Annotated in this window: 20 protein-coding genes and 2 pseudogenes; 13 read left to right on the top strand and 9 right to left on the bottom strand. The window is 59.7% G+C overall.

What is annotated here, in order from left to right; genetic code table 11:
• Positions 1-150 precede the first annotated feature (150 nt).
• A complete protein-coding gene (gene epsC / locus BK670_RS08920) occupies positions 151-1,077 on the bottom strand; it encodes a serine O-acetyltransferase EpsC (RefSeq protein WP_016983653.1) in 927 nt (308 codons plus the stop codon).
• A 190-nt stretch (positions 1,078-1,267) separates the two neighbouring features.
• On the opposite strand from epsC, the gene BK670_RS08925 reads away from it, so the two are divergent.
• The 11 genes from BK670_RS08925 (at position 1,268) to BK670_RS08980 (ending at position 12,843) form a co-directional block, all read left to right on the top strand.
• Positions 1,268-2,260 (top strand): D-cysteine desulfhydrase, encoded by a 993-nt coding sequence (locus BK670_RS08925; protein WP_123449471.1) that lies wholly within the window; start codon positions 1,268-1,270, stop codon positions 2,258-2,260.
• A gap of 285 nt (positions 2,261-2,545) precedes the next feature.
• Positions 2,546-3,346 carry a cystine ABC transporter substrate-binding protein gene (gene tcyJ / locus BK670_RS08930; protein ID WP_123449472.1) on the top strand — a complete coding sequence of 267 codons (801 nt, stop codon included), beginning with the start codon at positions 2,546-2,548 and terminating at the stop codon, positions 3,344-3,346.
• Positions 3,346-4,011 (top strand): cystine ABC transporter permease, encoded by a 666-nt coding sequence (gene tcyL, locus BK670_RS08935; protein WP_123449473.1) that lies wholly within the window; start codon positions 3,346-3,348, stop codon positions 4,009-4,011. The genes tcyJ and tcyL overlap by 1 nt, the downstream gene beginning before the upstream one ends.
• A gap of 4 nt (positions 4,012-4,015) precedes the next feature.
• The gene (tcyN, locus tag BK670_RS08940; RefSeq protein WP_123449474.1) at positions 4,016-4,765 is read left to right on the top strand and encodes an L-cystine ABC transporter ATP-binding protein TcyN; all 750 of its coding nucleotides are present in this window, start codon (positions 4,016-4,018) and stop codon (positions 4,763-4,765) included.
• 469 nt (positions 4,766-5,234) lie between these two features.
• Positions 5,235-5,999: a hypothetical protein gene (locus BK670_RS08945; protein WP_123449475.1), complete on the top strand. Its 765-nt coding sequence runs from the start codon at positions 5,235-5,237 to the stop codon at positions 5,997-5,999.
• A gap of 287 nt (positions 6,000-6,286) precedes the next feature.
• Entirely contained in the window at positions 6,287-7,525 is a 1,239-nt protein-coding gene (locus BK670_RS08950) for an SfnB family sulfur acquisition oxidoreductase (protein ID WP_123449476.1), read from the top strand.
• A 38-nt stretch (positions 7,526-7,563) separates the two neighbouring features.
• Complete coding sequence (locus BK670_RS08955) at positions 7,564-8,757, top strand: SfnB family sulfur acquisition oxidoreductase (protein WP_123449477.1); 1,194 nt, start codon at positions 7,564-7,566, stop codon at positions 8,755-8,757.
• Positions 8,757-10,115, top strand: coding sequence for an LLM class flavin-dependent oxidoreductase (locus BK670_RS08960; RefSeq protein ID WP_123449478.1), 1,359 nt, complete (start codon positions 8,757-8,759; stop codon positions 10,113-10,115). The genes BK670_RS08955 and BK670_RS08960 overlap by 1 nt, the downstream gene beginning before the upstream one ends.
• 160 nt (positions 10,116-10,275) lie before the next feature.
• Positions 10,276-11,085 carry a MetQ/NlpA family ABC transporter substrate-binding protein gene (locus BK670_RS08970; protein WP_123449480.1) on the top strand — a complete coding sequence of 270 codons (810 nt, stop codon included), beginning with the start codon at positions 10,276-10,278 and terminating at the stop codon, positions 11,083-11,085.
• 2 nt (positions 11,086-11,087) lie between these two features.
• Positions 11,088-12,209 (top strand): methionine ABC transporter ATP-binding protein, encoded by a 1,122-nt coding sequence (locus tag BK670_RS08975; RefSeq protein WP_123449481.1) that lies wholly within the window; start codon positions 11,088-11,090, stop codon positions 12,207-12,209.
• Positions 12,199-12,843: a methionine ABC transporter permease gene (locus tag BK670_RS08980; RefSeq protein ID WP_034151854.1), complete on the top strand. Its 645-nt coding sequence runs from the start codon at positions 12,199-12,201 to the stop codon at positions 12,841-12,843. Before BK670_RS08975 ends, BK670_RS08980 begins: the two co-directional genes overlap by 11 nt.
• A 114-nt stretch (positions 12,844-12,957) precedes the next feature.
• Here BK670_RS08980 and BK670_RS08985 read toward each other — a convergent pair whose 3' ends face one another.
• Positions 12,958-14,433 (bottom strand): hypothetical protein, encoded by a 1,476-nt coding sequence (locus BK670_RS08985; protein ID WP_123449482.1) that lies wholly within the window; start codon positions 14,431-14,433, stop codon positions 12,958-12,960.
• A 230-nt stretch (positions 14,434-14,663) separates the two neighbouring features.
• Between BK670_RS08985 and BK670_RS08990 the strand changes: the two genes are divergently transcribed.
• Complete coding sequence (locus tag BK670_RS08990; protein WP_123449483.1) at positions 14,664-15,290, top strand: class I SAM-dependent methyltransferase; 627 nt, start codon at positions 14,664-14,666, stop codon at positions 15,288-15,290.
• Between the two features lies 1 nt (position 15,291).
• On the opposite strand, the gene BK670_RS08995 is transcribed toward BK670_RS08990, so the two are convergent.
• The 4 genes from BK670_RS08995 to BK670_RS09010 form a co-directional block, all read right to left on the bottom strand.
• Positions 15,292-17,544: a glycoside hydrolase gene (locus BK670_RS08995; protein WP_123449484.1), complete on the bottom strand. Its 2,253-nt coding sequence runs from the start codon at positions 17,542-17,544 to the stop codon at positions 15,292-15,294.
• Positions 17,545-17,634: 90 nt separating this feature from the next.
• Positions 17,635-20,700: an efflux RND transporter permease subunit gene (locus tag BK670_RS09000; protein WP_123449485.1), complete on the bottom strand. Its 3,066-nt coding sequence runs from the start codon at positions 20,698-20,700 to the stop codon at positions 17,635-17,637.
• Positions 20,697-21,761, bottom strand: a complete 1,065-nt coding sequence (locus tag BK670_RS09005; protein ID WP_123449486.1) for an efflux RND transporter periplasmic adaptor subunit — start codon at positions 21,759-21,761, stop codon at positions 20,697-20,699. Before BK670_RS09005 ends, BK670_RS09000 begins: the two co-directional genes overlap by 4 nt.
• Complete coding sequence (locus BK670_RS09010) at positions 21,758-22,861, bottom strand: efflux RND transporter periplasmic adaptor subunit (protein WP_123449487.1); 1,104 nt, start codon at positions 22,859-22,861, stop codon at positions 21,758-21,760. Before BK670_RS09010 ends, BK670_RS09005 begins: the two co-directional genes overlap by 4 nt.
• Before the next feature lie 225 nt (positions 22,862-23,086).
• Between BK670_RS09010 and BK670_RS09015 the strand changes: the two genes are divergently transcribed.
• Positions 23,087-24,247, top strand: a complete 1,161-nt coding sequence (locus BK670_RS09015) for an AAA family ATPase (protein WP_123449488.1) — start codon at positions 23,087-23,089, stop codon at positions 24,245-24,247.
• Between the two features lie 112 nt (positions 24,248-24,359).
• Here the strand turns inward: BK670_RS09015 and BK670_RS09020 are convergent.
• From BK670_RS09020 to BK670_RS09025, 3 genes and pseudogenes are all read right to left on the bottom strand, one after another.
• A pseudogene (locus tag BK670_RS09020) lies at positions 24,360-24,614 on the bottom strand (glutamine ABC transporter substrate-binding protein); the annotation flags it as partial.
• Positions 24,606-24,722: pseudogene (locus BK670_RS29725) on the bottom strand (amino acid ABC transporter permease); the annotation flags it as partial. The pseudogenes BK670_RS29725 and BK670_RS09020, both read right to left, overlap by 9 nt.
• A gap of 647 nt (positions 24,723-25,369) precedes the next feature.
• Positions 25,370-26,167, bottom strand: a complete 798-nt coding sequence (locus tag BK670_RS09025; RefSeq protein WP_007918708.1) for a MetQ/NlpA family ABC transporter substrate-binding protein — start codon at positions 26,165-26,167, stop codon at positions 25,370-25,372.
• Between the last annotated feature and the right edge of the window lie 143 nt (positions 26,168-26,310).

Below are 26,310 nucleotides of genomic sequence, written 5' to 3' on the forward strand. Positions count from 1 at the left end.
TCGTTCACTGGAGATTTGGCTGATTGCCATTATCTCGATTCGGCCTGCAAACCATTCGCGAGCAGGCTCGCTTCCACATTTGAAGCGCATTCCATTGTGGGAGCGAGCCTGCTCGCGAAGAGGCCAGATGCCGCAACGCAATTTCAGAGCCTACTTCTGCGTCCCGTCATCATGCTGCAAATTCGCCTGGGTCAGATTGCACCCGGCCGGCACACTGCGCGTCAGCCACACATTGCCGCCAATGGTCGACCCTTTGCCAATGGTGATCCGCCCGAGAATCGTCGCCCCGGCATAAATCACCACATCATCTTCAACGATCGGATGACGCGGATGGCCTTTCTGCAACTGCCCGTCTTCATCCGCCGGGAAGCGCTTGGCGCCCAACGTCACCGCCTGATAAATCCGCACCCGCTCACCAATGATCGCCGTCTCGCCGATCACCACACCCGTACCGTGATCGATAAAGAAGCTGCGGCCGATCTGCGCACCTGGATGGATATCGATACCGGTCGCCGAATGGGCGATTTCCGCGCTGATCCGCGCCAGCAACGGCAAACCGGCGCGATACAAATGGTGCGCGAGACGATGATGAATCACCGCCAGAATCCCCGGATAGCACAGCAGCACTTCATCGACACTGCGCGCCGCCGGATCACCGTGATAGGCCGCCAGCACATCGGTGTCGAGCAGCGTGCGCAGGCCCGGCAGTGCCAAGGCAAAATCCTGCACGATCTGAATCGCGCGGGCCTCGACTTCAGTGTCAGCCTGCGCGCTGTGGCGGGCGACATAACGTAGCTCCAGGCGGGTCTGCGCCAGCAAGGCATTCAACGCCACATCGAGGGTGTGGCCGACGTAGAAATCTTCACTTTCTTCGCGCAGGTCCACCGGCCCCAGGCGCATCGGGAACAGCGCCCCACACAACGCTTCAAGAATCTCCGCCATCGCCGCCCGCGACGGCAACTCGCGACCACCCTGCTCGCCGGACGCCCGGCCGTTCTGTGCCCGCCACTGATCCCGCGCGCTGCGCAGTTGACTGACGATGGTCTGCAATTGCCAATGACTGGAACGCTCGCTCACGGTAAAGACTCCTCACGGGCGGCCGGACTGTCTGGCCGCGTCAACGGCGACTACTTTACGGCATGGTCATGAGAGCGAATTAAGAACCGATAGTGCTGGCCTCAGTTCATTTGGCTATAAGCGATTCTCGGTTGCCCCTGCAAAAGCGCGTGCCTATAGTCCTTTCATCTTCCTCCGCCAGTACGGGCTCATGATCAAACAACAGCTGGACCGCTTTAACCGTCTCGACCTGCTCGGCCACCCGACGCCACTGGAAAAACTCGAACGCCTGTCCACCTGGCTCGGCCGCGAGGTGTACATCAAGCGCGATGACCTGACGCCGCTGGCCATGGGCGGCAACAAATTGCGCAAACTCGAATACCTCGCCGCCGACGCCCTCGCACAAGGCGCCGACACGCTGATCACCGCCGGTGCCTTGCAATCGAACCATGTCCGCCAGACCGCTGCACTGGCCGCCAAACTGGGCCTGGGGTGCGTGGCGCTGCTGGAGAATCCGCTGGGCACTGACGACAGCAATTACACCGGCAACGGCAACCGCCTGCTGCTGGATCTGTTCGACACCAAGGTCGAGCTGGTCGATAACCTCGACAACGCCGACGAACAACTGACTGCCCTCGCCGCCCGCCTGCGCAGCAACGGCAAGAAGCCGTATCTGGTGCCAATCGGTGGCTCCAATGCCCTCGGGGCGCTGGGCTATGTGCGTGCCGGTCTGGAACTGGCCGAGCAGATCAAGGACACCGGACTTGAGTTCGCCGCGGTGGTTTTGGCCTCGGGCAGTGCCGGCACTCACAGCGGTCTGGTATTGGCATTGAGCGAAGTGCTGCCGCAATTGCCGGTGATTGGCGTGACCGTTTCGCGCAGTGAAGAAGATCAGCGGCCGAAAGTTCAGGGACTTGCCGAGCGTACGGCGGAGCTGCTTGGCGTCGAACTGCCGGCCAGTTTCAAGGTCGAGTTGTGGGACGAATATTTCGGCCCGCGTTATGGCGAGCCGAACGCCGGGACGCTGGCGGCAGTGAAGTTGCTGGCGAGTCAGGAAGCGGTGTTACTCGATCCGGTGTACACCGGCAAGGCCATGGCAGGTTTGCTCGATGGGATTGGCCGTCAGCGCTTTAATGAAGGCCCGATCATCTTCCTGCATACCGGTGGGGCGCCGGCGTTGTTTGCCTACAAGGATTTCCTGTAACAGAAGATCAAAAGATCGCAGCCTGCGGCAGCTCCCACAAGTGATCTCATGTAGGAGCTGCCGCAGGCTGCGATCTTTTTCCACAAACAATGCATATTCCAATAAAGAATAACATTTCAGATATTAAGTATTTTCAAGTCTAACGCAGACATCTTATAGTCTCGCCGCAGGCGAATTTCGCAAGAGACGCATAAGCTGCTTTAAGGCAGGATAGCGCTGTCGTCCGAATCGCGAATTCGCCAACTTTCCTTAAGCGTCTTCCATAAGAAAACACAGGGGCTTGTCATGAATTTTTCCGCACTACGTCGCAATCTGCTGGTAGGTTCGCTAGGTCTTGCGCTGAGCGCCGGCCTGATCGGCCAGGCAGTGGCCGGTGAACAGTTGCAACAGATCAAGGACAAAGGCGTAATCAACGTCGGCCTGGAAGGCACTTACCCACCGTTCAGCTTCGTTGATGCCGACGGCAAGCTGTCCGGCTTCGAAGTCGAACTTTCCGAAGCGCTGGCGCAAAAACTCGGGGTCAAAGCCAAGATTCAGCCGACCAAGTGGGACGGCATTCTCGCTGCGCTGGAATCCAAGCGTCTGGACGTCGTGGTCAACCAGGTGACCATCTCCGAAGAGCGCAAGAAGAAGTATGACTTCTCCGAGCCGTACACTGTTTCCGGCATTCAAGCGCTGGTTCTGAAGAGCAAAGAGGCGGCGTTGAACATCAAAACCGCCAATGACCTGTCCGGCAAGAAAGTCGGTGTCGGCCTGGGCACCAACTACGAACAATGGGTTCGCGCCAACGTGCCGGGCGCCGACGTCCGTACTTACGACGATGATCCGACCAAGTTCGCCGACCTGAACAATGGCCGCACCGACGCCATCCTGATCGACCGTCTGGCCGCCCTTGAGTACGCCAAGAAAGCCCCGAAAACCGTCGCTGCCGGTGAACCCTTCTCCCGTCAGGAATCTGGTATTGCCCTGCGCAAAGGCGAGCCTGAGCTGCTGGCCGCGGTGAACAAGGCCCTCGACGAACTGCGTGCCGACGGCACCCTCGCCAAGCTGTCCACGAAATACTTCAACGCTGACGTCACTAAATAATGGAAGAAGCTTTCCAACTCGCACTGGACTCCGCGCCCTTTCTGCTCAAGGGCGCGTATTACACGGTAGTCCTCAGCCTCGGCGGGATGTTCTTCGGCTTGCTGCTGGGCTTCGGCCTGGCGCTGATGCGCCTGTCGCGCTTCAAATCGGTGAGCTGGCTGGCGCGCATCTACGTGTCGTTCTTTCGCGGTACGCCGCTGCTGGTGCAACTGTTCGTGATCTATTACGGCTTGCCGCAGCTGGGAGTAGAGCTTGATCCACTGCCAGCAGCTCTGATCGGCTTCTCGCTGAACATGGCCGCTTACGCCTGTGAAATCCTGCGCGCCGCGATCGGTTCGATCGAACGTGGTCAGTGGGAAGCCGCTGCGAGCATCGGCATGACCCGCGCGCAGACCCTGCGCCGGGCCATCCTGCCGCAAGCGATGCGCACGGCCTTGCCGCCGCTGGGCAACAGCTTCATTTCACTGGTCAAGGACACGGCACTGGCCGCTACCATTCAGGTGCCGGAGCTGTTCCGTCAGGCGCAGTTGATTACCGCCCGGACTTTTGAAGTCTTCACCATGTATCTTGCCGCCGCGCTGATCTACTGGATTCTGGCCACGGTGCTTTCGCACTTTCAGAACAAGTTGGAAGAGCGGGTCAATCGGCACGACCAGGAGTCCTGACCCCATGATTGTCGTGGAAAAACTGACCAAGCAATTCAAGGGTCAGGTCGTGCTCAACGGCATTGACCTTGAGGTGAAGGAAGGCGAAGTCGTCGCGATCATCGGCCCCAGCGGTTCGGGGAAAACGACGTTCTTGCGCTGCCTGAATTTCCTTGAACAACCCACCAGCGGCCGGATCAAGGTCGGCGATATCGAAATCGATACCAGCCGCCCGCTGAACCAGCAACAGAGTCTGGTGCGCAACCTGCGCCAGCATGTGGGTTTCGTGTTCCAGAACTTCAACCTGTTCCCCCATCGCACCGCTTTGGAAAACGTCATCGAAGGCCCGATCGTGGTCAAGAAGATGCCGCGCGACGAGGCAGTTGCCCTGGGTAAAAAACTGCTGGCAAAAGTCGGCCTCGCTGGCAAAGAGGACGCTTATCCGCGTCGTCTCTCCGGCGGCCAGCAACAGCGCGTGGCGATTGCCCGGGCGCTGGCGATGGAACCGGAAGTGATCCTGTTCGACGAACCGACCTCGGCTCTCGACCCGGAACTGGTCGGCGAAGTGCTGGCGACCATTCGTGGCCTCGCTGAAGAGAACCGCACCATGGTCATCGTCACCCACGAAATGGGTTTTGCTCGTGACGTGGCCAACCGCGTGGTGTTTTTCGACAAAGGCGTGATCGTCGAACAAGGTGAAGCCAAAGCATTGTTTGCCAACCCGAAAGAAGAACGCACTAAACAGTTTCTCAGCAAGTTTCTGAATCACGCCTGAGAACTTTGATCGCACCAGCAATAACTTCCAAGGACGGAAGTAACCTTTATCAAACTCCAGCAACAGCCACACCCTAGTCCGATTAAACCTATCGCCAACAGAACATATATATGTTCTGCAACAGATAATGCCCACCTGTGTTTCTGTGCACTCGACTTGACTGTGCTCGAACAAACCTTAAGTAAAACCGGCAAAAAACCCGGTACCGAGTAGCTTATTTCACCTGAAGACCTAGGCATGCGGTGCTGGCGGCGTAGGAAATTTCTGATTAATTCGTAATTCATGAATTAACTAATATCCTCTATTGACACCTTATCCCGCACACTCTTATCTAGTCGACAACCGGCACAAATTAGTTCATCCCCCGTATTCAACCCGAATAAAAGTTAAAAGTTTTATTGCCAGTTTATTCACCTCTTTTGTTCTTCCAGAAACGGACTTCGCTGCAAGGCTTCAAGGAGAGAAATCGATGACCCGCACTTCGCATACCCCCGAACTGGCAGCGCCGAGCCTGGCGCCAGCGCAAAAAACCGGCATCAATCTGGCCGCCGCCGCGCATCTCTTGATCGAGGTGTCGCCCTACCCCGACATGGACAGCGGCGATCTCATCGAGCTGTTCTGGAACAAATGCTATGTCGCCTCCAGAGTGCTGACGGCGGATGACGTCGGCACGGCAGTCAGCCTGAAGGTGCCGGAGAGTTTCATCGCCAACGGCACCGCGCGCATCCACTACCGGGTGATGCAAGTCGGTCAGGGTCCGGCGTTATCGGCGGCGACACGCGTACAGGTCAAACTGGACTGCCCCGGCGGACAACCCTCGGCGCTGAGCGCAGACGAAAACCAGCAATTGGCTCCCGTGACCATCCCCGACGCCATACGCCGTCAGGGTGTTAATCCGAACCAGATCAAACGTGGCGTGCCGCTGACCATCGAGCCGTACCTGAACATGGCCGAGGATGACGCTATTACCTTGCGCTGGGGTGATGTGCGCATGGATCTGGCACCGGTCACCGCCGCGGATGTCGGGTTGCCGATTCAGGTCTGGGTACCGCCGTCGGTGATTGTCGAAGCAGGCGAAGATCTGCGCCTGGACGTGACGTATTGCATTCTCGATCGGGTCGGCAACAACTCCCGCTGGGCACCGCCCCGCACCTTGAAAATCGGCTGCGCAAATCCTTATCTGAAAGTCCCCCTGCGGCCAGAACTCATGGCTGCCGAATCCCGCAAGTCCTGAACACAATGCCCTGTGGCGAGAGAGCAAGCTCCTTCGCCACAGGATCACTCCAGGCGCAAAAGTCTGTTAACCAATCTGACCACACACCCTTCTATGCATATTCCTAAAAGTTAGTTTATTTAATGTTTATACACGCTTAGGGTATATGAACCGGACCACCGGACATTCTTTCGTTCGCCGCACTTTGCGGCGTTTTTCATGAGATGTGAGGTAGGTAGTATGGTCCGGAACACAATCACCCCAGTGCAGATCGCCAGGGCATTGCGTGCAGCCAAGGAGCGGCACTGATGTCCAGTCTGGCCGATGCAAACGTCCAGTCCGATCTGGACATCGCCCCGTTGTTGCCCGCGCAAGTCCTGCGCAACGACGCCCAAGCCATCGAAGCCGCCCATGAGCTGGCGCAAGTCGCCCGCGTGCAGGCGGCCAAACGCGACCGCCAGCGCAAGTTGCCATGGTCGGAAATTGAACAGTTCACCCGCAGCGGATTGGGCAGCATCGCCATCCCGCGTGAATACGGTGGGCCGCAGGTTTCGTTCGTCACATTAGCCGAGGTATTTGCGATCATTTCCGCCGCCGACCCGGCGTTGGGGCAGATCCCGCAGAACCAGTTCGGCATCATCAATCTGGTGCTTGGCAGCGCCACCGAAGCGCAGAAAAAGCAGCTGCTCCAGAGCGTTCTGGAAGGCTGGCGCATCGGCAATGCCGGCCCGGAACGCGGCACCAAAAACACCCTGGAACTGAAAGCGCGGATCACCGCTGATGGCGATGATTTCGTGATCAATGGCCAGAAGTTTTACTCCACTGGTGCGCTGTTTGCGCACTGGGTCGCGGTCAAGGCGCTCAACGATGACGGCAAGCAAGTGCTGGCCTTCGTTCGTCGCGGCACACCGGGTTTGCGTATCGTTGATGACTGGTCGGGCTTCGGTCAGCGCACCACCGCCAGCGGCACGATTCTGCTGAACAACGTGCGTGTCGAGTCGGGCCTGGTCGTCGACAACTGGAAGATCAACGAAACCCCGAATACTCAGGGCGCGGTGTCGCAGTTGATCCAAGCCGCCATCGACGCCGGCATTGCTCGTGGCGCCATCGACGATGCCATCGAGTTCGTCAAAACCCGCGCACGGCCATGGATCGACGCCAAGGTGGAGCGCGCCAGCGATGATCTCTACGTGATCGCCGACATCGGCAAACTGAAAATCGAACTGCACGCCGCCGAAGCGTTGCTGCGTAAGGCCGGCAAAATTCTCGACCAAGTTCACGCCGCCCCGCTGACTGCCGAATCCGCCGCCCGCGCCTCGATTGCCGTAGCTGAAGCGAAAGTGCTGACCACCGAGATTTCCTTGCTCGCCAGCGAGAAGCTTTTCGAACTGGCCGGCAGCCGCGCGACCCTTGCCGAATTCAACCTCGACCGCCACTGGCGCAACGCCCGCGTGCACACCCTGCACGACCCGGTGCGCTGGAAGTATCACGCGGTCGGCGCCTATCGCCTCAACGGCACGTTGCCTGCTCGCCATTCCTGGATCTGAGACGACCGCACACTTTCTCAAGTGCAATGGAGAAACCTATGACTTTTTCCCATCCCGTCGCGGTCATCACCAGCGATGAGCAAGCCCTGATCGTCGCCAGCGACCTGGCCGAAGATTTCAAACGCGACAGCGCCGTGCGCGACCGCGAACGCCGCCTACCACTGCCGGAACTCGACGTGTTTTCCCGCTCAGGTCTGTGGGGCATCAGCGTGCCAAAGGAATACGGTGGTGCGGGTGTGTCCAACGTAACCCTAGCCAAAGTCATCGCCCTGATCGCTCAGGCTGACGGCTCGCTCGGGCAGATTCCGCAGAACCATTTTTACGCCCTCGAAGTGCTCCGTGTGAACGGCAGTCACGCGCAGAAACAACGGTTGTACGCCGAAGTGCTCGCCGGCCAACGCTTCGGCAATGCCCTCGCGGAACTGGGCACCAAAACCGCTCACGACCGCGTCACCAGTCTCAAACGCGACGGTGACGGCTATCGCATCAATGGCCGCAAGTTCTACTCGACCGGGGCGATTTACGCCCAGCGTATTCCCACTTCCGTAGTCGATGAAAACGGCGTGCAGCAACTGGCGTTCGTCCCGCGCGACAGTCAGGGCCTGACCGTGATCGACGACTGGAGCGGCTTCGGCCAGCGCACCACCGGCAGCGGTTCGGTGGTGTTCGAAGACGTGTACGTTGCCGCTGAAGACGTGCTGCCGTTTCAAAGCGCCTTCGAACGCCCGACCACAGTAGGCCCGTTGGCACAGATCCTTCACGCTGCCATCGACACCGGCATCGCCCGCGCCGCTTACGAAGATGCCTTGCACTTCGTGCGCAGCAAGACGCGCCCGTGGATCGACTCCGGCAACGATAAAGCCACCGAAGACCCGCTGACATTGAAGAGTTTCGGCCATTTGAGCATCCGCCTGCATGCCACCGAAGCCTTGCTCGAACGCGCCGGCGAATGCCTCGACGCCGCCCAGGCTGACACCAACGCAGAGACTGTCGCGGCAGCCTCGATTGCCGTGGCCGAAGCCCGGGCGATCAGCACGGAAATCTCCCTGGCCGCGGGCAGCACGTTGTTCGAACTCGCCGGCAGCCAGGCCACGCTGATCGAACACGGCCTCGACCGCCACTGGCGCAACGCCCGCGTACATACACTGCACGATCCGGTGCGCTGGAAGTATCACGCGGTGGGCAACTACTACCTCAACGATGAAAACCCTCCACTGCGCGGGACGATCTGATGAGCGCCACGAAAAAGAAGATCCTGCTCAACGCGTTCAACATGAACTGCATCGGCCACATCAACCATGGTTTGTGGACGCATCCGCGCGATACCTCGACGCGCTATAACACCCTCGAATACTGGACCGAACTGGCGCAGTTGCTGGAGCGCGGGCTGTTCGACGGCTTGTTCATCGCCGACATCATCGGCGTCTACGACGTCTATCAAAACTCGGTGGACGTCACCCTGAAAGAGTCGATCCAGTTGCCGGTCAACGATCCGTTGCTGCTGGTTTCAGCAATGGCTGCGGTCACTAAAAACCTCGGCTTCGGCCTGACCGCCAACCTCACCTACGAGCCGCCGTATCTGTTCGCCCGGCGCATGTCCACGCTCGATCATCTGAGCCGTGGCCGGGTGGGCTGGAACATCGTCACCGGTTACCTCGACAGCGCTGCGAAAGCCATGGGACTCAGCGAACAGGTCGAACACGACCGTCGCTACGACCAGGCCGACGAGTACCTCGAAGTGCTCTACAAACTCTGGGAAGGCAGTTGGGACAACGGCGCGGTGCTCAACGATCGCGAGCAGCGCATCTACGCCAACCCGGAAAAAGTGCACAAGGTCGAGCACAAGGGCGAGTTCTATCAGGTCGAGGGTTATCACCTCTGTGAACCCTCGCCGCAGCGCACACCGGTGCTGTTTCAGGCCGGCAGTTCTGAGCGCGGTTTGCTGTTCGCCGGGCGTCACGCCGAGTGCGTGTTCATCAGCGGCCAGAACAAACCGTCGACCAGGGTTCAGGTGGACAAGGTCCGCGCCAGTGCCGTCGAAGCGGGGCGCAACCCTGAGGACATCAAGGTGTTCATGGGCCTTAACGTGATTGTCGGCGCGACTGAAGAAGCCGCCTGGGCCAAGCACGCCGAGTACCTGAGCTACGCCAGCGCCGAAGCCGGCGTGGCGCATTTCTCTGCGTCGACCGGCATCGACTTTTCCCGGTACGAGATCGACGAACCTATCCAGTACGTGAAGAGCAACGCGATTCAGTCGGCCACCAAGAACCTGCAGAACAACGACTGGACCCGGCGCAAATTGCTCGACCAGCACGCCCTCGGTGGCCGCTACATCACCGTGGTCGGTTCGCCTGAGCACGTCGCGGATGAGCTGGAATCGTGGATCGCCGAGACCGGCCTCGATGGCTTCAACCTGACCCGCATTGTTACCCCGGAAAGCTATGTCGATTTTATTGAGCTGGTGATTCCTGAGTTACAGCGGCGCGGGTCGTACAAGACCGCGTACGACACCGGCAGCCTGCGCGAGAAGCTGTTTCACAGAGAAGCGCAGTTACCTGAGCAACACACCGGATCTTCATTTCGCCACTGATCTGTGTGGCGAGGGAGCTTGCTCCCGCTCGACTGCGCAGCAGTCGCAAACCTGCAACACATCATTGCTGGATGTGGGGCCGCTTCGCAGCCCAGCGGGAGCAAGCTCCCTCGCCACAATAATGTGTACAGACCTTAATTAATTGACTGGAAAAACCATCATGACCAAGAAAATCCTGTCCCACCCAGTCAAAGCACTGGCCTTGGCCCTCGGCCTGTTCAGCTCGGCCGTGTTCGCCGCCGATGCTCCGTTGAAAATCGGCACCACCGCCGCCTTCGCCATCCCGCTGGAAGCCGCCGTCGAAGAGGCCTCCAAACAAGGCCTGAACGTCGAACTGGTGGAGTTCACCGACTGGATCGCGCCGAACGTCAGCCTCGCCGCCGGCGACATCGACGTGAACTACTTCCAGCACATCCCGTTCCTGGAGAACGCCAAAGCCGCGTCGGGTTTTGATCTGGTGCCGTTCGCCCCGGGGATCATCAACAACGTCGGTCTCTACTCGAAAAAATACAAAAGCTTCGATGAGCTGCCCGAAGGCGCCAGCGTTGCCATCGCCAACGACCCGATCAACAGCGGTCGTGGTTTGCAACTGCTGGCCAAGGCCGGTTTGATCACGCTGAAACCGGGTGTTGGCTACAAAGCCACCGAAGACGACATCGTCGCCAACCCGAAGAAAATCAAAATCCTCCAGGTCGAAGCCGTGCAATTGGTGCGCGCCTACGACGACGCCGATCTAGTCCAGGGTTACCCCGCCTACATCCGTCTGGCGAAGACCTTCGATGCCGGTTCCGCATTGCTGTTCGACGGCCTCGATCACAAGGAATACGTGATTCAGTTTGTCATTCAGCCGAAGAGCAAAACCGATCCACGCCTGATCAAGTTCGTCGACATCTACCAGCACTCGCCAGCCGTTCGCGCTGCACTGGATAAGGCTCACGGCAAGCTGTATCAAGCCGGTTGGGAAAGCTGAGCATGACGGCCGCGATCCAACGGCGACCGGAAATTCCGGAGCCACACAACGCCGAAAAAACCGAGCTGCACCCCGAGTTGAATCGCGCCCACGTACGCTTTATCGGCCTGGGCAAAACCTACAACGGCCGGCAAGGTCCGGTTGCGGCATTGCAGGGCATCGATCTGGCGATCCAGCGCGGTGAAGTGTTCGGCATTATCGGCCGCAGCGGCGCTGGCAAGTCATCGCTGATCCGCACGATCAATCGTCTGGAACAACCGACGTCAGGGCGGGTGTTGATCGATCAAGTCGACATTGGCGAGTTCGATGAAAATCGTCTCGTCGCGCTGCGCCGACGCATCGGCATGATCTTTCAGCACTTCAATCTGATGTCGGCCAAGACCGTTTGGCAGAACGTCGAACTGCCACTGAAAGTCGCTGGCGTGCCGAAAGAACAACGCGAAAAAAAGGTTCGCGAACTGCTCGAACTGGTCGGCCTGCAAGCCAAGCACAAAGCCTACCCGGCGCAGCTGTCCGGCGGGCAGAAGCAGCGTGTCGGCATCGCCCGCGCACTGGTGCATGACCCGGATATTTTGCTCTGCGACGAGGCGACTTCGGCGCTCGATCCGGAGACCACCCAGTCGATCCTCGGTCTGCTGCGCGAGATCAACCAGCGTCTGGGTCTGACTATCGTTTTGATCACCCATGAGATGGCCGTGATCCGCGAGATCTGCGACCGCGTTGTCGTGCTGGAGCATGGCCGGGTGGTTGAGCAAGGCCCGGTCTGGGAAGTGTTCGGCAATCCGCAGCACGAGGTCAGCCAGACATTACTCGCGCCGCTGCAACACGCGTTGCCGGAAGAGTTGCAGAACCGTTTGCACGGCCAACCGCCCTCCGCTGACGCGGCTGTGGTGTTGCGTTTGCAGTTCACCGGCAGCGCCAGTGATGAACCGGATCTGGCGGCGCTGTTCGCCGCGCTCGGCGGGCGAGTGAAGTTGCTGCAGGGTGGCGTCGAGCGGATTCAGGGGCATGCGCTGGGGCAATTGTTGTTGGCCGTCAGCGGCTCAGCGTTCAGTGCCGAGCAATTAAGCGAGCGCGCCGCGCCGTGGGCGCAACGCGTGGAGGTAGTGGGTTATGTGGTTTGATCGCTTGCTGCAAGGCTTTATCGACACGTTCCTGATGGTCGGTGTTTCGTCACTGATCGCCTTGCTGGTGGGGATTCCCATGGCGGTGATTCTGGTCACCAGCGACAAGGGCGGGATCTATGAAGCGCCGGTGTTGAACCGTGCCTTGGGCGCGTTCGTGAACCTGTTCCGTTCCATCCCGTTTCTGATTCTGATGGTCGCGCTGATTCCGTTTACCCGGTTGATTGTCGGCACCACTTACGGTGTGTGGGCGGCCGTGGTGCCGCTGACCATTGCGGCGACGCCGTTCTTTGCGCGAATCGCCGAGGTAAGTCTGCGCGAGGTCGATCATGGCTTGATCGAAGCCGCGCAGGCGATGGGTTGCCGGCGCTGGCACATCGTCTGGCATGTGCTGTTGCCAGAAGCGCTGCCGGGGATTGTTGGGGGATTCACGATTACGCTGGTGACGATGATCAACTCGTCGGCCATGGCCGGGGCGATTGGCGCGGGCGGGTTGGGCGATATCGCTTATCGCTACGGCTATCAGCGGTTTGACAGCCAGATCATGTTGACGGTGATTGTATTGCTGGTGGCGTTGGTGGCGGTGATTCAGTTGGGTGGGGATCGGTTGGCTCGGGGCCTTAACAAACGCTAAGGAAAGATCAACACCGTAGGCAGCTCCTGCAATGATGCATATTCTGCAGGAGCTGCCGCAGGCTGCGATTTTTTCTGACTTGCGGCGAGCGCCAGCAAATGTTCGGGATGAAACTCAACCGTTAACGAGACTCTTCAACCACTCGTCATCCGCCAGGTGCGCCTGATGCAACCGCTGCAGATCACGGGCGGCGCAAATGATGCTGTCGGCGTTTCTTGCCGCCATTTGTGCCCTCACGGCTGGACTGCTGTTGAACAGGATCAGGGCCGTATCAATGTCTTGAACCCCTGCGACACCTGAATGCTCGCGCACGCCCGCTATGAACCAGGGAAGGTTGGTGCCGAAGGCGTTCAGGTAATCCACCGTGAGTCCTCCCTGCATGATCACCTCGGAGATGCCGCGCCACTCGGAGTCGTGACCCGGCACAGGGCGGTTCAGAGATGACTGCGCGCGGGCATCCAGATAGAAGAAATCCCGCGCGCTGGGGCCAATGCTGTTGAAGCGGCTGATGCGGGTGGTATGCAAAAACTCATGACCCAACAGCAGCCGCAGCGTATTTTCCAGAACGTGAGACAGGTTGATAAAAATCCGGCCGTGAAAATCATCGGGATTCATCCAGCCCTGGCGTAGCTGGTGACTGGATTGCACTCCGTTGATCTTGTTCTCGCCCCATACACCCCGATATTCCGCCGACAACGATTGCCCTCGTTGCAAAGCGTCGATGAGTAGGGGTTTGATCACTTCGTGGGCACTGCCAAAATAGCTCGCCAGAACGCCGTTGATCTCAAGGTAGTTGGCGCGAATTGCAAAGTGCGCATCGGTAAAAATGCGTTCCACGGCGAGTAACTCCGAGCGCACGATGGCGGCTTGCTCCGCCGGAAACTGCATCAGGCCGCGAGCAACCATTACCTCACCCGCTGCCATGGCGGTCTCGAACCGGTCGTTCTTGCCGTCATGTACGGCGGCCGGCAGCGGGTTCTCGGCATCCTGCCTGTCGTGCCCTGCAGCCGCTTGAGCGCCTGTCGCGTCGTGCGCATTATCGTGCGGTTGATTCTGCGAACTGTTCGCCCGCGCCGACAAGTCAACGGTGTTGCCGATGTCGGACAGAGGCAGCGAGGGTTCGAGCTTCCAGGTCATCGTCTCGCGGTCCAGAACAAGAAACGGCCCCGGTGCCAGCTCCGATGCCAGACGTGCCCTGCACCGGTGCGTCCCGGGAATCTTGCGAACCAGCACCACGCCCCCTTGAGCCAGGTTCACGTAATGATTGCCCTTGTGTGCCCAGAAGCCCTGGCCGTCGACCTCGGGGGCAGCGGCCAGGGTCATCAATACATAACGGTCCAGTGACCGGACATCGCTGTTAAGTGGTTTGATCGGAGCCAGCACCGGGGTGATCGTAATCGGGGAATTCGACTGCAGCGTTGCCGTGTCTGGCGCGGTCATGGACTCTGCTTCGCCGTTGATTGAATGGCGTGGAGCCTTGGCTGCCGGGCCGTCGGCAAAGCTGCCGCTGCGTCGCACAGAAGGCGAACCGGTTGCTGTTGGGGAACCAGCCGACGACGAATGAGTGCCGGGTTTGCGAATAACGACCATGGACATTTCCTTTTATTGAAGTCATTCCTGAAAAAACGCGGCAAAGAGCGTGAAAGCCGTCTACCGCGCGGGGGCGTTATTTCAATGCCATGTTGATGAGCAGGTGCGGTACATATGTATTGCACACGGAACGCTTTTCCATGCTGGCTCACCTTGCGCACGATAGGCGACACAGCAGCGCTGCGCGGTGGCGTATATTTGCCAGATTCCGATGACCCGGGCAGCCGACCATGAAACAGACCCCTACCGACCTCGAACAGATCACCGCCACCACCCTCAGCCACTACAACGCGGTGGCCGAAGACTTCCGCGAAGGCACCCGCGATCACGATGTCAGCCAGAACATCGAGGCGTTGTTGCGCCATATTCAAGGTATGGCGCCATTTACGATTCTGGATTTCGGCTGCGGTCCCGGGCGGGATTTGCAAACGTTTACGCGCATGGGCCACATCGCCGTCGGCCTCGACGGCTCGCAAGCATTTGCGCGAATGGCACGTGAGGACAGCGGTTGCGAGGTGCTGCAACAGGACTTTCTCAAGCTGGATCTACCGGCTGAGCGTTTCGACGGGATTTTCGCCAATGCGGTGTTGTTCCATGTGCCGTTGCAAGAGTTGCCGCGAGTGTTGAAACAATTGCACGGCACGTTGAAACCGGGTGGCGTGTTGTTCAGTTCCAACCCGCGCGGGGATAACCGCGAGGGCTGGAACGGGCCGCGCTATGGTTCGTATCACGATCTGGAGGCATGGCGCGGGCTGCTCACCCGCGCCGGATTCGTCGAACTGGAACATTACTTCCGCCCGGCAGGCCTGCCACGCGAGCAGCAGCCGTGGCTGGCCAGCGTCTGGCGCAAGGGCTGAGTCAGGGAGCCAGCTGCACCCGGTAGTGGCTGACGGTACCTTCCGGCAGCAGCACCGTAATGCTCTCGCCGGGCAGGGTCCGGCCGTCCACTTCACGCGGGGCTGTATTGAAGTTGGCCAGCAGCCGAGTGCCGTCTTCAAATGATGTCTGCTGTACGTACCGATCTTCGCTCAGCCATTGAAAACCGGTGAGTGCCTGAGTCGCCAGGCGCTCATGCAATGGACGGAAAAATGCATCCTGCCGGGCAATCACCGGCAGCCGCTGCGCCAGCGTTGTCGCACTCAGGTGATACAGCGGCGGTACGTTGTAGAGCAATTGCGCAAGCTCGTTTTCCACCCTTGCGTTGCTGGGTTTCAGACTGTCGAACAGCCAGTGATGGCTGGTGATGAGCGAACCATGGAACACCGCCTGGTACAGCGGCAAACGGCTGGCCGGGTCAAAATGGATGCGCCGCAGCGATTCCTTTATTGGCACAGATTTGAAAAATACGGCCGGTTGCTCCAGTGGAAACCAGCTGCCGACAAAATATTCGGAGTCAGGGTTTTTGCTCATGTCCGCATCCCCCCAACCGATCACCGGAGTCTGCATGCCATGCGCGAACAGCACGCCTTGAGCCGTCGTCGCATTGCCGTCCTCGGAACCGCTGGGCAGTTGCAGCGCTTCGTTGATCCAGCGCGAGGCCGCGACGTTGCCCTCGGCGTTCTGCGCCTGCGTCATGGAGGCCTCCGCTCGGTAGCTGTCGAACAACATGCCAGTGGCGTAAGCATCGAGAAACCAACTGTTGAAACCGGCGGCGACGCTGACCGCTTTGACTCGTTTCTCCAGCAAAGGGCGCACGCAACGCGGGTCGGTGTAATGACCCGATTGCTGAAAGCCGCTTTTCATCGTGCGATTCTCCAGCACGATGGCGCACTCGCGGTAAGCCGTGTCACCCAGATGGGCAGTGGTCCAGTCCGGGTTCTCATCCCGACTCAGCGCCGTCTCGTAAGAATCATACGGCGCGAGCAGATACCCCGCCTGCACACCCGCGCGAACCGCCTCGGGATGCCAGAGCCCGCCCTCCCAGCCCTCGCCAAGACCCAGCCACAGGCGTGACAGCCCGGCGTCTTGCAGTTGCTCAATCGTATCCAGAGACAAGGTGCTGCCCCATTGCTCAGGATGAGCTGTCAAGGCTCCGGCGAACTCACCGGCCAGTTGCCTGCGCAGGACCGCGTAACCTTCGACCAGAACCTGCATGTCCGGCACCGCGCGGGCTTGCCAGGTTTTGCGCGCCTGAGTGTTCAGCGCTCGATTGAGGCTGCGCAGCAGCATGCTTTGCTGATAACGATTGAGCACCGTTTGGGTGGCGAGCAGCTGCAAGGCTTCACGATCCATCCCGCCGCGCAATGCGCCGGCAAGCTCGGTCTGGCCGCGCAACTTGCCAAGCAACGCCGGCCAGTTACGCACATCCTTTTGCCCGAGCAGATCGTTTCCCCACAGGTAAACATGACTGGCGCCCAACAGTTTTCGCGACGACGGCGTTTTCTCAAGCTTGCTGCTCAGGCTTTCGTGACGGCCGGTGTCGATCAGCCATTGTCGGTAGCGCTTGGCGCCGGCCAGCGGCTCGGCGGCGCCCAGAAACAGGCTGAACGTCAACGCTGTCGACGGTTTGAGTGCCGTGAATTGATGCCGCACCGACAACGCGAGCGTGTCGCCTTCAGCGCTGAACAGCAGTTGATTGTTGTAGGGGTTGGTCAGCAACCAGCTGAGGCTGAATCCTTCATGCTCGACGCCCCAGATCGGCAGACTCATGTCCTGGGTGGTATTGAGCATCCCTAGACTCACCAGGAACGCCTGCCACACCGGATCGCCGCGCGGCACATAATGCCCCTCGGCCAATGGCCAGATCAGGCCCTTGCCCATGGCATTGCCGGGTTGGCGCAAGAACTCAAGTTCAGCCGGGCCGCGTGCGGTGATCGAGAAGCTCAGGTCGCGTTGATCGAGATCAACGCTGAGTGACCAGGCGCCATCGTCCCACTGCCAGTCGACGCGATTGTCGCGTTGCACCAGGTTGCTGACCCTGTGCGCGGCAACACCCGCCGATGCTTGCACAGTCGCGCTGTTGGCCGGGGTGACTCGGACGGCGAGGGTTGCGGGGTCGAGCTGTACGCGCCACAGCGGGTTTTCCAGCAGCGTTTCGGCCAGCGATGAGGGTGACAGGCACAGGCCGGCCATCAACAGCAGTTGGCGCAGCCAGCAAGTGACCGTCGACATCAGGTGCCCCTCCTCCATATGGAGGAAGGACGGTAACGCAATCCATCACGGTTGTAAGTCAGACCGTTCCCAAAGGTGTAACAAGCCCCCTCAGTGGGTTGATGGCGAAGCGTCCTTCCTCGGCTCGCGAATCTTGTACCAGGCCACATACAGCGCCGGCAGGAACAACAGCGTCAGCAAGGTCGCCACCACAATCCCGCCGATCATCGCGTAGGCCATCGGCCCCCAGAACACTTCCCGGGCGATCGGGATCATGCCCATGCTCGCCGCTGCAGCGGTCAGCAGGATCGGCCGGCGCCGGTGTTCGGTCGCTTCCACCACCGCATCCCATGGCGCATAGCCTTTGCGCTCGAACTCATCGATCTGTGTCACCAGAATCACCGAGTTCCGGATGATGATGCCGATCAGCGCCAGAATGCCGAGGATCGCCACGAAGCCCATTGGCGTGCCAGTCGGCACCAGCGCCAGCACCACACCGATCAGCCCCAGCGGCGCGACACTCGCGACGAGGAACATCTTCTGCACACTGTGCAACTGGATCATCAGGAAGGTCGCCATCAAAAACAGCATCAACGGCAAGACCTTGGCGATCGGCCCCTGGGCCTTGCCGCTTTCCTCTACCGTACCGCCGGTGGCGACTTTGTAGCCAACCGGCAGTTTGTCAGCGAAGGCATCAATCGACGGCTTGAGCAGTCTCACCAGGTCGGTCGGCTGGATCTCGTCGCGCACCGAGGCCTTGATGGTGATGGTCGGCAAGCGGTCGCGACGCCACACCAGCGGCTGCTCCAGTTCATAACGCACGGTGGCGAACGCCAATAGCGGAATCGACGTGCCGCCCGGTGTGACGATCTGCAGGTTTTGCAGGGTTTCCGGTGTGCCGCGTTCGGAATCCACCGCGCGCCCGACCACATTGATCAGGTAGATATCGTCATCGACCTGAGTCAACGGCGAGCCGCTGACGATGCTGTTCATCAGCTTCGCCACGTCTTCGGACGACAGCCCGAGCTGGCGTGCCTTGTCCTGGGCGATGTCGATACGCAGGACTTTGCCCGGCTCGTTCCAGTCGTAAATGATCTCGCCGATGTGCGAGTTCTTGTCCAGTTCGGTGGCCAGATCGATGGCGTGCTTGCGCACCTGGTCGATGTCCTTGCCACTGATCCGGTACTGGATCGGACGCCCCACCGGCGGGCCCATTTCCAGCGCCTGCACGTAACTGCCGATGCCGACGAAGTCTTTGTGCAAGCGCTCGCGCAGGCGTTGGCTCAACGCCTCACGGGCCTCGAAATCCTTGCTGACGATCACCAGTTGCGCGTAGTACGGGTTCTGCAATTGCTGGTCGAGAGGCAGGTAGAAACGGATCGCGCCCTGACCGATGTAGGTGCTCCAGCGCACGATGTCCGGATCGCCCTTGAGCGTCGCTTCGAGTTTGTCGACCGCTTTGCGGGTTTCATCGATGGAGGCGTTTTGCGGCAGGTTCAGGTCGACCAGAATTTCCGGACGGTCCGAGGACGGGAAGAACTGGTTTTGCACAAAGCGCATGCAAAACACCGCCAGCACGAACAACAGCACGGTAATGCCGATCGCCCACCAGCGGTTGCGCATGGCCCATAACAGACCGCCATTGAACGCGCGACCGATCCGGCCCGGCTCGGCCTCATGGGGTTTTACGTTGGCACTGAGAATGTGCACGCCAATCACCGGGGCGAAGAACACCGCCACCACCCACGACACCAGCATCGCCACCGCGATCACCGCGAACAGGGTGAAGGTGTACTCACCGGCGGAGCTGGCATTGAGGCCGATGGGCACGAAACCCGCGACGGTCACCAGCGTGCCAGTGAGCATCGGGAACGCCGTCGAGGTGTAGGCGAACGTCGCGGCCTGCTCGCGGGTCTCGCCCATTTCCAGGCGTGTGACCATCATCTCCACGGTGATCATTGCGTCATCCACCAACAGGCCGAGGGCGATGATCAGGGCGCCGAGGGAAATCCGCTGCATGGTGATGCCGCTGTATTCCATGAACACAAATACCATCGCCAGCACCAGCGGAATTGAGCACGCCACCACCAGACCGGCGCGCACACCGAGACTGATAAAACTCACCACCAGTACGATAATCACTGCTTCGAACAACGCGCTGGTAAAGCCGCCAACCGCCTCTTCCACGACCACGGCCTGATCGGACACCGTGTGCACGCCGACGCCCACCGGCAAGTCTGCGGTCAGTTCATCGATACGTGTGTGCAGGGCCTTGCCGAACTCCTGAACGTTGCCGCCCTTCTGCATGGCAATGGCGAGACCGATCGCCGGTTTGCCGTCGAAGCGAAACTCCGGGGTGGCCGGGTCGACGTAACCACGACTGATGTCGGCGATATCGGCCAGACGATAAAAGCGATCATTGAGCTTGAGGTTGACCTCGGCCAGATCCTTCTCCGACGCGAACTGCCCCGAGGTGCGCACGGAAATCCGTTCGGGACCTGCTTCGATCACACCCGCCGGGGTCACGGCGTTTTGCGATTGCAGGCTCTGCACAACCTGACGTTGATCGATGCCCAGTGCAGCGAGTTTGCGCGTGGAGAAGTTCAGGTAAATCACTTCGTCCTGCTGGCCGACCATTTCGATCTTGCCCAGCCCCGGCACATTGCGGATCTCGGCGCGGGCCTGCTCTACATAATCGCGCAGCTGGCGCATGGTCAAGCCATCGGCGGTGAACGCATACACCGAACCGAACACGTCACCGAACTCGTCGTTGAATCCCGGCCCCTGAATCCCTTGGGGAAACTGCCCGCGAATGTCATCGATCTTCTTGCGCACCTGGTACCAGATCTGCGGGATGTCCTTGGCACTGGTGGTGTCGCGAAGGTACACGTAGACCGTCGACTCGCCGGGGCGCGTGTAACTTTTCACGTAGTCGAGGGAGTCGAGCTCTTCGAGTTTTTTCTCGATGCGGTCGGTGACTTGCTTGAGCGTTTCCTCCTGGGTCGCGCCCGGCCATTTGGTCTGGATCACCATGGTCTTGATGGTGAAGGACGGGTCTTCTTCGCGCCCCAGATTGAAGTACGAGAACACGCCCATCAGCAACGCGACGAACATCAGGTACCAGACGAATGACTGATGCTTGAGGGCCCATTCGGAGAGGTTGAAAGAGCCTTTCATTGACTGTCCTCGTCAAGTTTCACGGATTGTCCGGGTTTGAGGCTGTTGACGCCGGCGCTGACCACACGCTCGCCGTTCTTCACGCCGCCCGCCAGCACCACGCTGCTGTCGCTGCGACTGATCACCGTGATGTCGCGCGGGCTGACGGTTTTGTTTTGCGTGTCGATTACCCAGATCCGTGATTTGCCGTCGACCTCCTGCAGCGCGGTGACAGGCAATTCGATGCGTGGCTTGATCGCCGAGCTCAGGGTCACGCTGATCGCCGTGCCGAGGCGAAAGCCGTCCGGCGTGTCGGCCAGGGTCAGGCGCGCCCGTCGCGTGCGCGTAGCGCTTTGCGCCTGCGGCTCGATCTCGCGGATGACCGCGGTGGTGTTGATGCTCGGGTCGAGTTGCGCGGCCACCGAGAACACCACGTCGCCGGGAATCTGATCAACCAAGGTGTCCGGCAGATCGATCACCGCTTCCTTGATGTCCGGTTGCGCCAGGGTCACCACTTGCTGTCCAGCCGTGACCACCTGCCCGGCCTCGGCGTTCCACGCGGTGACGACGGCTTTGTGATCGGAGCGCAATTCGGTGTAGCCGAGCTGATCCTTGCTCTGATTGACCGCCGCGCGCGCCTGATCGAGCGAGGCCTGGGTGGTTTTCAGATCGGTCGTGGCAATGTCCAGTTGCGCCTGCGCGCCGACGCCGCGATCGAACAGCGCCTGCTGACGGCGCGCGTTGGCTTGCGCGTTGATCAATTGCGCCTGGACTTTCGCCAGATCGCCTTGAGCCGAGCGCAACTGATTTTGCTGATCGGACGGGTCGAGGGTCGCGAGCAGCGTGCCCTTCTCCACTTCGGCGCCGACATCGACGTTACGGCTGGCGATACGGCCACCGACGCGAAAACCGGTGTTGCTCTCGTAGCGCGCCTGAATACTGCCGGCAAAGCGCCCAAGGCTTTCTTCGCTCAAGGCTTCGACCTTGACCGAGAGCACCGGGCGCACCGGTTCGGGCGGCGGCTCTTTCTTCGAGCAGGCGGCCAACAACACAGCCATGGGTAACAGCCACAGACGCTTCATGGCTGTGCTCCCGGTTGCAGATCCTTGTAGGTGTTTTCGGCGATCTCGACTTTCATCCCCGGGTGCAGCAATTGGCCGCCGGCGACGATGACTTTCTCACCACCCTTGAGGCCTTCGCTAATGATGACTTTGCCGGTCAGGTAGCGCCCGACCGTGACCGTATGCAGTTGCGCCTCGCCCTTGTCGTCGACCATCCACACCGCCGGGTCGCTGATATTTTTCGTCAGCGCCGACCACGGCAGTTCAACCGCCGACTTGCCCGAGCCTTTGGCCGTGGCACTGACCACCGAACCGAGCTGCATGCCCGGCGGCAGTTTGTCGAGGGTGACTTTGACTTGCACGGTGCCGGACTGCGCCGATACCGCCGGGGTCACTTCACGCACGGTGCCGGTGGTTTTGATCTCGGGGTTGTCGAGCAGGCTGACGGTGATTTTGTTATCCGTGGGGCGCTCGGCCAGCAACGACTCATACACGTTGAACACCGCATCGCGATCGCCATCGCGGGCCAGACTGAAAATCGGCGCAGTGGCCTGCACGACTTGACCCACCTCGGCCTGACGCTGAGTGATGATGCCCGGCGCATCGGCGATCAGCGCGGTGTAGCTGAGCTGATCTTTAGCGTTGGCCAATTGCGCCTGCGCCGCGCTCAAGGCGCTCTGGCTACTGCGCAACGCCGCTTGGGCGGAATCGTATTCGCTCTGGCTGGTGTAACCCTTGGGCAGGAGTTTTTGCTGACGCACGAAGGCGGCCGCCGTCTGTTTGACCCGCGCCTGCTCGGCGACGACTTGGGCCTGAGCCGAATCGACGTTAGTCTGCAAATCCTTGGGATCAAGTTTGGCCAGCACCTGTTTGGCCGTGACCCGGTCGCCGACATCGACCATGCGCTGGATGATCTTGCCGCCGACACGGAACGACAATTCGGTCTGCACGCGCGCCTGCACGTCGCCTGTGAGCGTCACTGCAGCCGCATAATCCGTGGGCTTGACCTCTTGCACAAAAACCCGTGGCAGGTACTCCGCGGGGGCTTTTTTCTCGCCGCAAGCGGTCACCAAGGTGAACAGACTCAGCATGACCGCTGTTTTCAAACCGGGACTCGCCATGCAGACTCCTTCCTGTGTACGAACGTGCAAGTGACGATACGACTGTGAGCTTAGAACAGGGTTCAACGTTCGCTCGCGCGATGATGAATTTACCCCTGTAGGCGCTGCCGCAGGCTGCGATTTTTTGCTGGTAAAGACCAAGATCAAAAGATCGCAGCCTGCGGCAGCGCCTACAATGCGACCGTTCCCATGCCCCGCGTGGGAGCGATCCGGAGAAGGAATTCCATGCTCAACACTCTGGCAGTGGCCAACTACCGTTCGATCAACAAACTGGTGATCCCTCTGGGCCGGCTGAACCTGATCACCGGCCCCAACGGCAGTGGCAAGTCCAACCTCTATCGGGCCTTGCGCCTGCTTGCGGAAACCGCGCAGGGCGGTGTGGTCAATGCGCTAGCCCGCGAGGGTGGGCTGGATTCGACTTTCTGGGCCGGGCCGGAAACCATCAGCCGGCGCATGCGCAACGGTGAAGTGGCGATCGAGCCGACGGTGCGTCAGGGCGTGAGGCGTTTGCGCCTGGGGTTTGCCGGTGACGATTTCAGTTATTCGATTGCCTTGGGCTTGCCCGAGCCGAGCCGCTCGTTTTTTTCCCTCGACCCGGAGATCAAACGCGAATGCATCTGGGCCGGGCCGTTGTTTCGCCCCGCCAGTCTGCTAGTCGATCGCAATGGTCCGATGATTCGTGCCCGCGAAGGTCGTGGCTGGGACGTGCTGGCGCAACACACGCCGAATTTCGACAGCCTGTTCGATCAGGTCGGTAGTCTGCGCAGCTCGCCGGAAGTGTTCCAGATGCGCGAGTTCATCCGTCGCTGGCGCTTCTACGATCATTTTCGCAGCGACGCCGATGCACCGGTGCGCCAACCGCAACTGGGCACGCGCACGCCGGTGCTGCATCACGATGGCCGCGATCTGGCGGCGGCGTTGCAGACCATCATTGAAATCGGCGATCCAGAGGCGTTGCAGACTGCAATCAGCGACGCCTTCCCCGGGGCACGTCTACGGATCGAACCGTTGACCGGCGGACGCTTTGCCATCGAGTTTTATCAGGAAGGTTTGCTGCGGCCATTGTCGGCGGCGGAGCTGTCAGACGGGACGTTGCGCTATCTGCTGCTGGTCGCAGCACTGCTGACACCGCGGCCGCCGTCGCTGATGGTACTGAACGAACCGGAAACCAGTCTGCACCCGGATCTGCTGCCGGCGTTGGCGCGGCTGATCATTCGCGCTTCGCAGCAGTGTCAGGTGTGGGTGGTGTCCCATGCGCGGCGGTTGATTTCGGCGTTGCAGGAAGACCCGGAATGCAATTGCATCGTCTTGGAAAAAACGCTCGGGCAGACCGGGATTGTCGGGCAGCGAGTGCTGGATGAGCCGGCTTGGAACTGGCCGGATTGAGCGGCGCAACACAGATTCGCGAGCAGGCTCGCTCCCACATTAGATCGCGTACAACTGTGGGAGCGAGCCTGCTCGCGAAAGCGATTCAAGGGTCACCGCTGAATCAAGGTAATTACCCCTGCCACTTGCCACCCTCGACAATCACGCTCTCAGGCTGGGTGTCATCGCTCAGTTCCTTCCGCACATATTGGTCGTACAGCTTGAGCAGATATTTCTCCTCCCCCAGTTTCGTCAGCTCGGTATTCACCCAGTCACGCAGCTCGATATTGCCCTTCTTCACCGCCGGCGCGATCGGTGCTTCTGCACCGAGTTTTTCATCCAGCACGCGATAGCCCGGGTTCTGCTTGGCCCAGCTGAAGAACACCAGAATCGTCGCGTTGAGCAGCGCCACCAGCAACGAGGTGCCAATGGCAATCAAACCGACCTGCAGCGTCACGCCCACTGCTTTGAGAAACGCCGGCAGGGTACGCGTAATCGAAGGTCATGAAGCTTCCTTGACGCCGCTCGGTAAGCGACGGTGATGCAGTCCATGGGCAGCGGATAACTGTCCGGCAGGAAGTGACCTTATAGATATAAAAGCCAGAATTTAAATACCGTTAAAGCATATTTATATCACCCAAAAAACTATCTTGTGGGTTTGCCGGGAAGGAATAAGAAGGCTATTTTTCTTTGCGCTGTAGGAAGGATCTTTTTTTCATGAAGGCCCTCCAAGGACGAACAGCTTTTGGCCAGACTCCCCCGGCCAACCTCATAACAAGGAAGAGAACATGGACGTAAAAGTGCCGCAGCGACTGGATCCGCAGGAGATTGTGAAATTGTTGATGGCGTTGCGCCGGGCATTGAAGGCCCAGGTGGTCTGAGTTACGCAGGCTGCGATATTCTGCTTCTGGCTGTAGATCTTGTGGCGAGGGAGCTTGCTCCCGCTCGGCTGCGCAGCAGTCGTCATTCGGTCAACTCGATATGCCTGACACATCGCAATGGGGAGTCCTTCGGTCTCCAGCGGGAGCAAGCTCCCTCGCCACAAAGGCATTTGAACGGCGAAAAACGCACACACAAAAACGCCGATGACCATCACTGGCCATCGGCGTTTTCACACGTTGAAGGGGTGGTTCAAGCGTCGGATCAGAACGCCGGCAGTACCGCGCCGTTGTATTTCTTCTCGATGAACGCTTTGACTTCCGGGCTGGTCAGGGCTTTGGCCAGTTTCTGGATCGCGTCGCTGTTCTTGTTGTCCTCACGGGCCACCAGGAAGTTCACGTACGGCGAGTCAGCACCTTCGATCACCAGCGCATCTTTCTGCGGATTCAACTTGGCTTCCAGCGCGTAGTTGGTGTTGATCATGTCCAGATCAACTTCCTTCAGAACGCGTGGCAGCAGAGCCGATTCCAGTTCCTTGAACTTGAAGTTGTGCGGGTTCTTGGCGATGTCTTTCGGCGTTGCCAGAGCGTTTTTCGGGTCTTTCAACTCGATCAGGCCTGCCTTCTGCAGCAGGATCAGTGCGCGGCCGCTGTTGCTGCCTTCGTTCGGGATGGCGATGGTGGCGCCATCCGGCAGTTCAGCCAGGGTCTTGTACTTGCTCGAGTAGCCCCCGAACGGTTCAACGTGCACGCCCTGCACGGTCACCAGGTACTTGGACTTGTCGTCCTTGTATTTGCCCTGGTTGAAGCTGTTCAGGTACGGCAGGGTCTGGAAGTAGTTGGCGTCCAGACGCTTCTCGCCCACTTGTACGTTCGGCTGAACGTAGTCGGTGAAGACTTTGATTTCCAGATCCACGCCTTCTTTGGCCAGGGTCGGTTTGATCAGCTCGAGAATTTCAGCGTGGGGTACCGGCGTCGCGGCAACCACCAGTTTTTCACCAGCGTTGGCCAGGGAAGCAGTCAGAGCAGCCGCCAATGCGGTAAACAACAGAACCTTTTTCATGCAGTGTCCTTATCGAAAATCACGGTCGTCATCGACGACGGCATCTAATACGTGTGCCAGTGAAGTGATATCGCTGGCGTGAAGCGGACAATACCGGGATTTTTTATTCCCGGACAATAACGTTTATTCAGCTTCATATTCCA

It is taken from the genome of Pseudomonas fluorescens, assembly GCF_003732425.1.
GTDB classification, from domain to species: Bacteria; Pseudomonadota; Gammaproteobacteria; order Pseudomonadales; family Pseudomonadaceae; genus Aquipseudomonas; species Aquipseudomonas fluorescens_BE.

Coding starts and splice junctions, on each gene's coding strand:
- BK670_RS08925 (WP_123449471.1), top strand. CDS start 1,268: ATGATCAAACAACAGCTGGACCGCTTTAACCGTCTCGACCTGCTCGGC.
- tcyJ (WP_123449472.1), top strand. CDS start 2,546: ATGAATTTTTCCGCACTACGTCGCAATCTGCTGGTAGGTTCGCTAGGT.
- tcyL (WP_123449473.1), top strand. CDS start 3,346: ATGGAAGAAGCTTTCCAACTCGCACTGGACTCCGCGCCCTTTCTGCTC.
- tcyN (WP_123449474.1), top strand. CDS start 4,016: ATGATTGTCGTGGAAAAACTGACCAAGCAATTCAAGGGTCAGGTCGTG.
- BK670_RS08945 (WP_123449475.1), top strand. CDS start 5,235: ATGACCCGCACTTCGCATACCCCCGAACTGGCAGCGCCGAGCCTGGCG.
- BK670_RS08950 (WP_123449476.1), top strand. CDS start 6,287: ATGTCCAGTCTGGCCGATGCAAACGTCCAGTCCGATCTGGACATCGCC.
- BK670_RS08955 (WP_123449477.1), top strand. CDS start 7,564: ATGACTTTTTCCCATCCCGTCGCGGTCATCACCAGCGATGAGCAAGCC.
- BK670_RS08960 (WP_123449478.1), top strand. CDS start 8,757: ATGAGCGCCACGAAAAAGAAGATCCTGCTCAACGCGTTCAACATGAAC.
- BK670_RS08970 (WP_123449480.1), top strand. CDS start 10,276: ATGACCAAGAAAATCCTGTCCCACCCAGTCAAAGCACTGGCCTTGGCC.
- BK670_RS08975 (WP_123449481.1), top strand. CDS start 11,088: ATGACGGCCGCGATCCAACGGCGACCGGAAATTCCGGAGCCACACAAC.
- BK670_RS08980 (WP_034151854.1), top strand. CDS start 12,199: ATGTGGTTTGATCGCTTGCTGCAAGGCTTTATCGACACGTTCCTGATG.
- BK670_RS08985 (WP_123449482.1), bottom strand. CDS start 14,433: ATGGTCGTTATTCGCAAACCCGGCACTCATTCGTCGTCGGCTGGTTCC.
- BK670_RS08990 (WP_123449483.1), top strand. CDS start 14,664: ATGAAACAGACCCCTACCGACCTCGAACAGATCACCGCCACCACCCTC.
- BK670_RS08995 (WP_123449484.1), bottom strand. CDS start 17,544: ATGTCGACGGTCACTTGCTGGCTGCGCCAACTGCTGTTGATGGCCGGC.
- BK670_RS09000 (WP_123449485.1), bottom strand. CDS start 20,700: ATGAAAGGCTCTTTCAACCTCTCCGAATGGGCCCTCAAGCATCAGTCA.
- BK670_RS09005 (WP_123449486.1), bottom strand. CDS start 21,761: ATGAAGCGTCTGTGGCTGTTACCCATGGCTGTGTTGTTGGCCGCCTGC.
- BK670_RS09010 (WP_123449487.1), bottom strand. CDS start 22,861: ATGGCGAGTCCCGGTTTGAAAACAGCGGTCATGCTGAGTCTGTTCACC.
- BK670_RS09015 (WP_123449488.1), top strand. CDS start 23,087: ATGCTCAACACTCTGGCAGTGGCCAACTACCGTTCGATCAACAAACTG.
- BK670_RS09025 (WP_007918708.1), bottom strand. CDS start 26,167: ATGAAAAAGGTTCTGTTGTTTACCGCATTGGCGGCTGCTCTGACTGCT.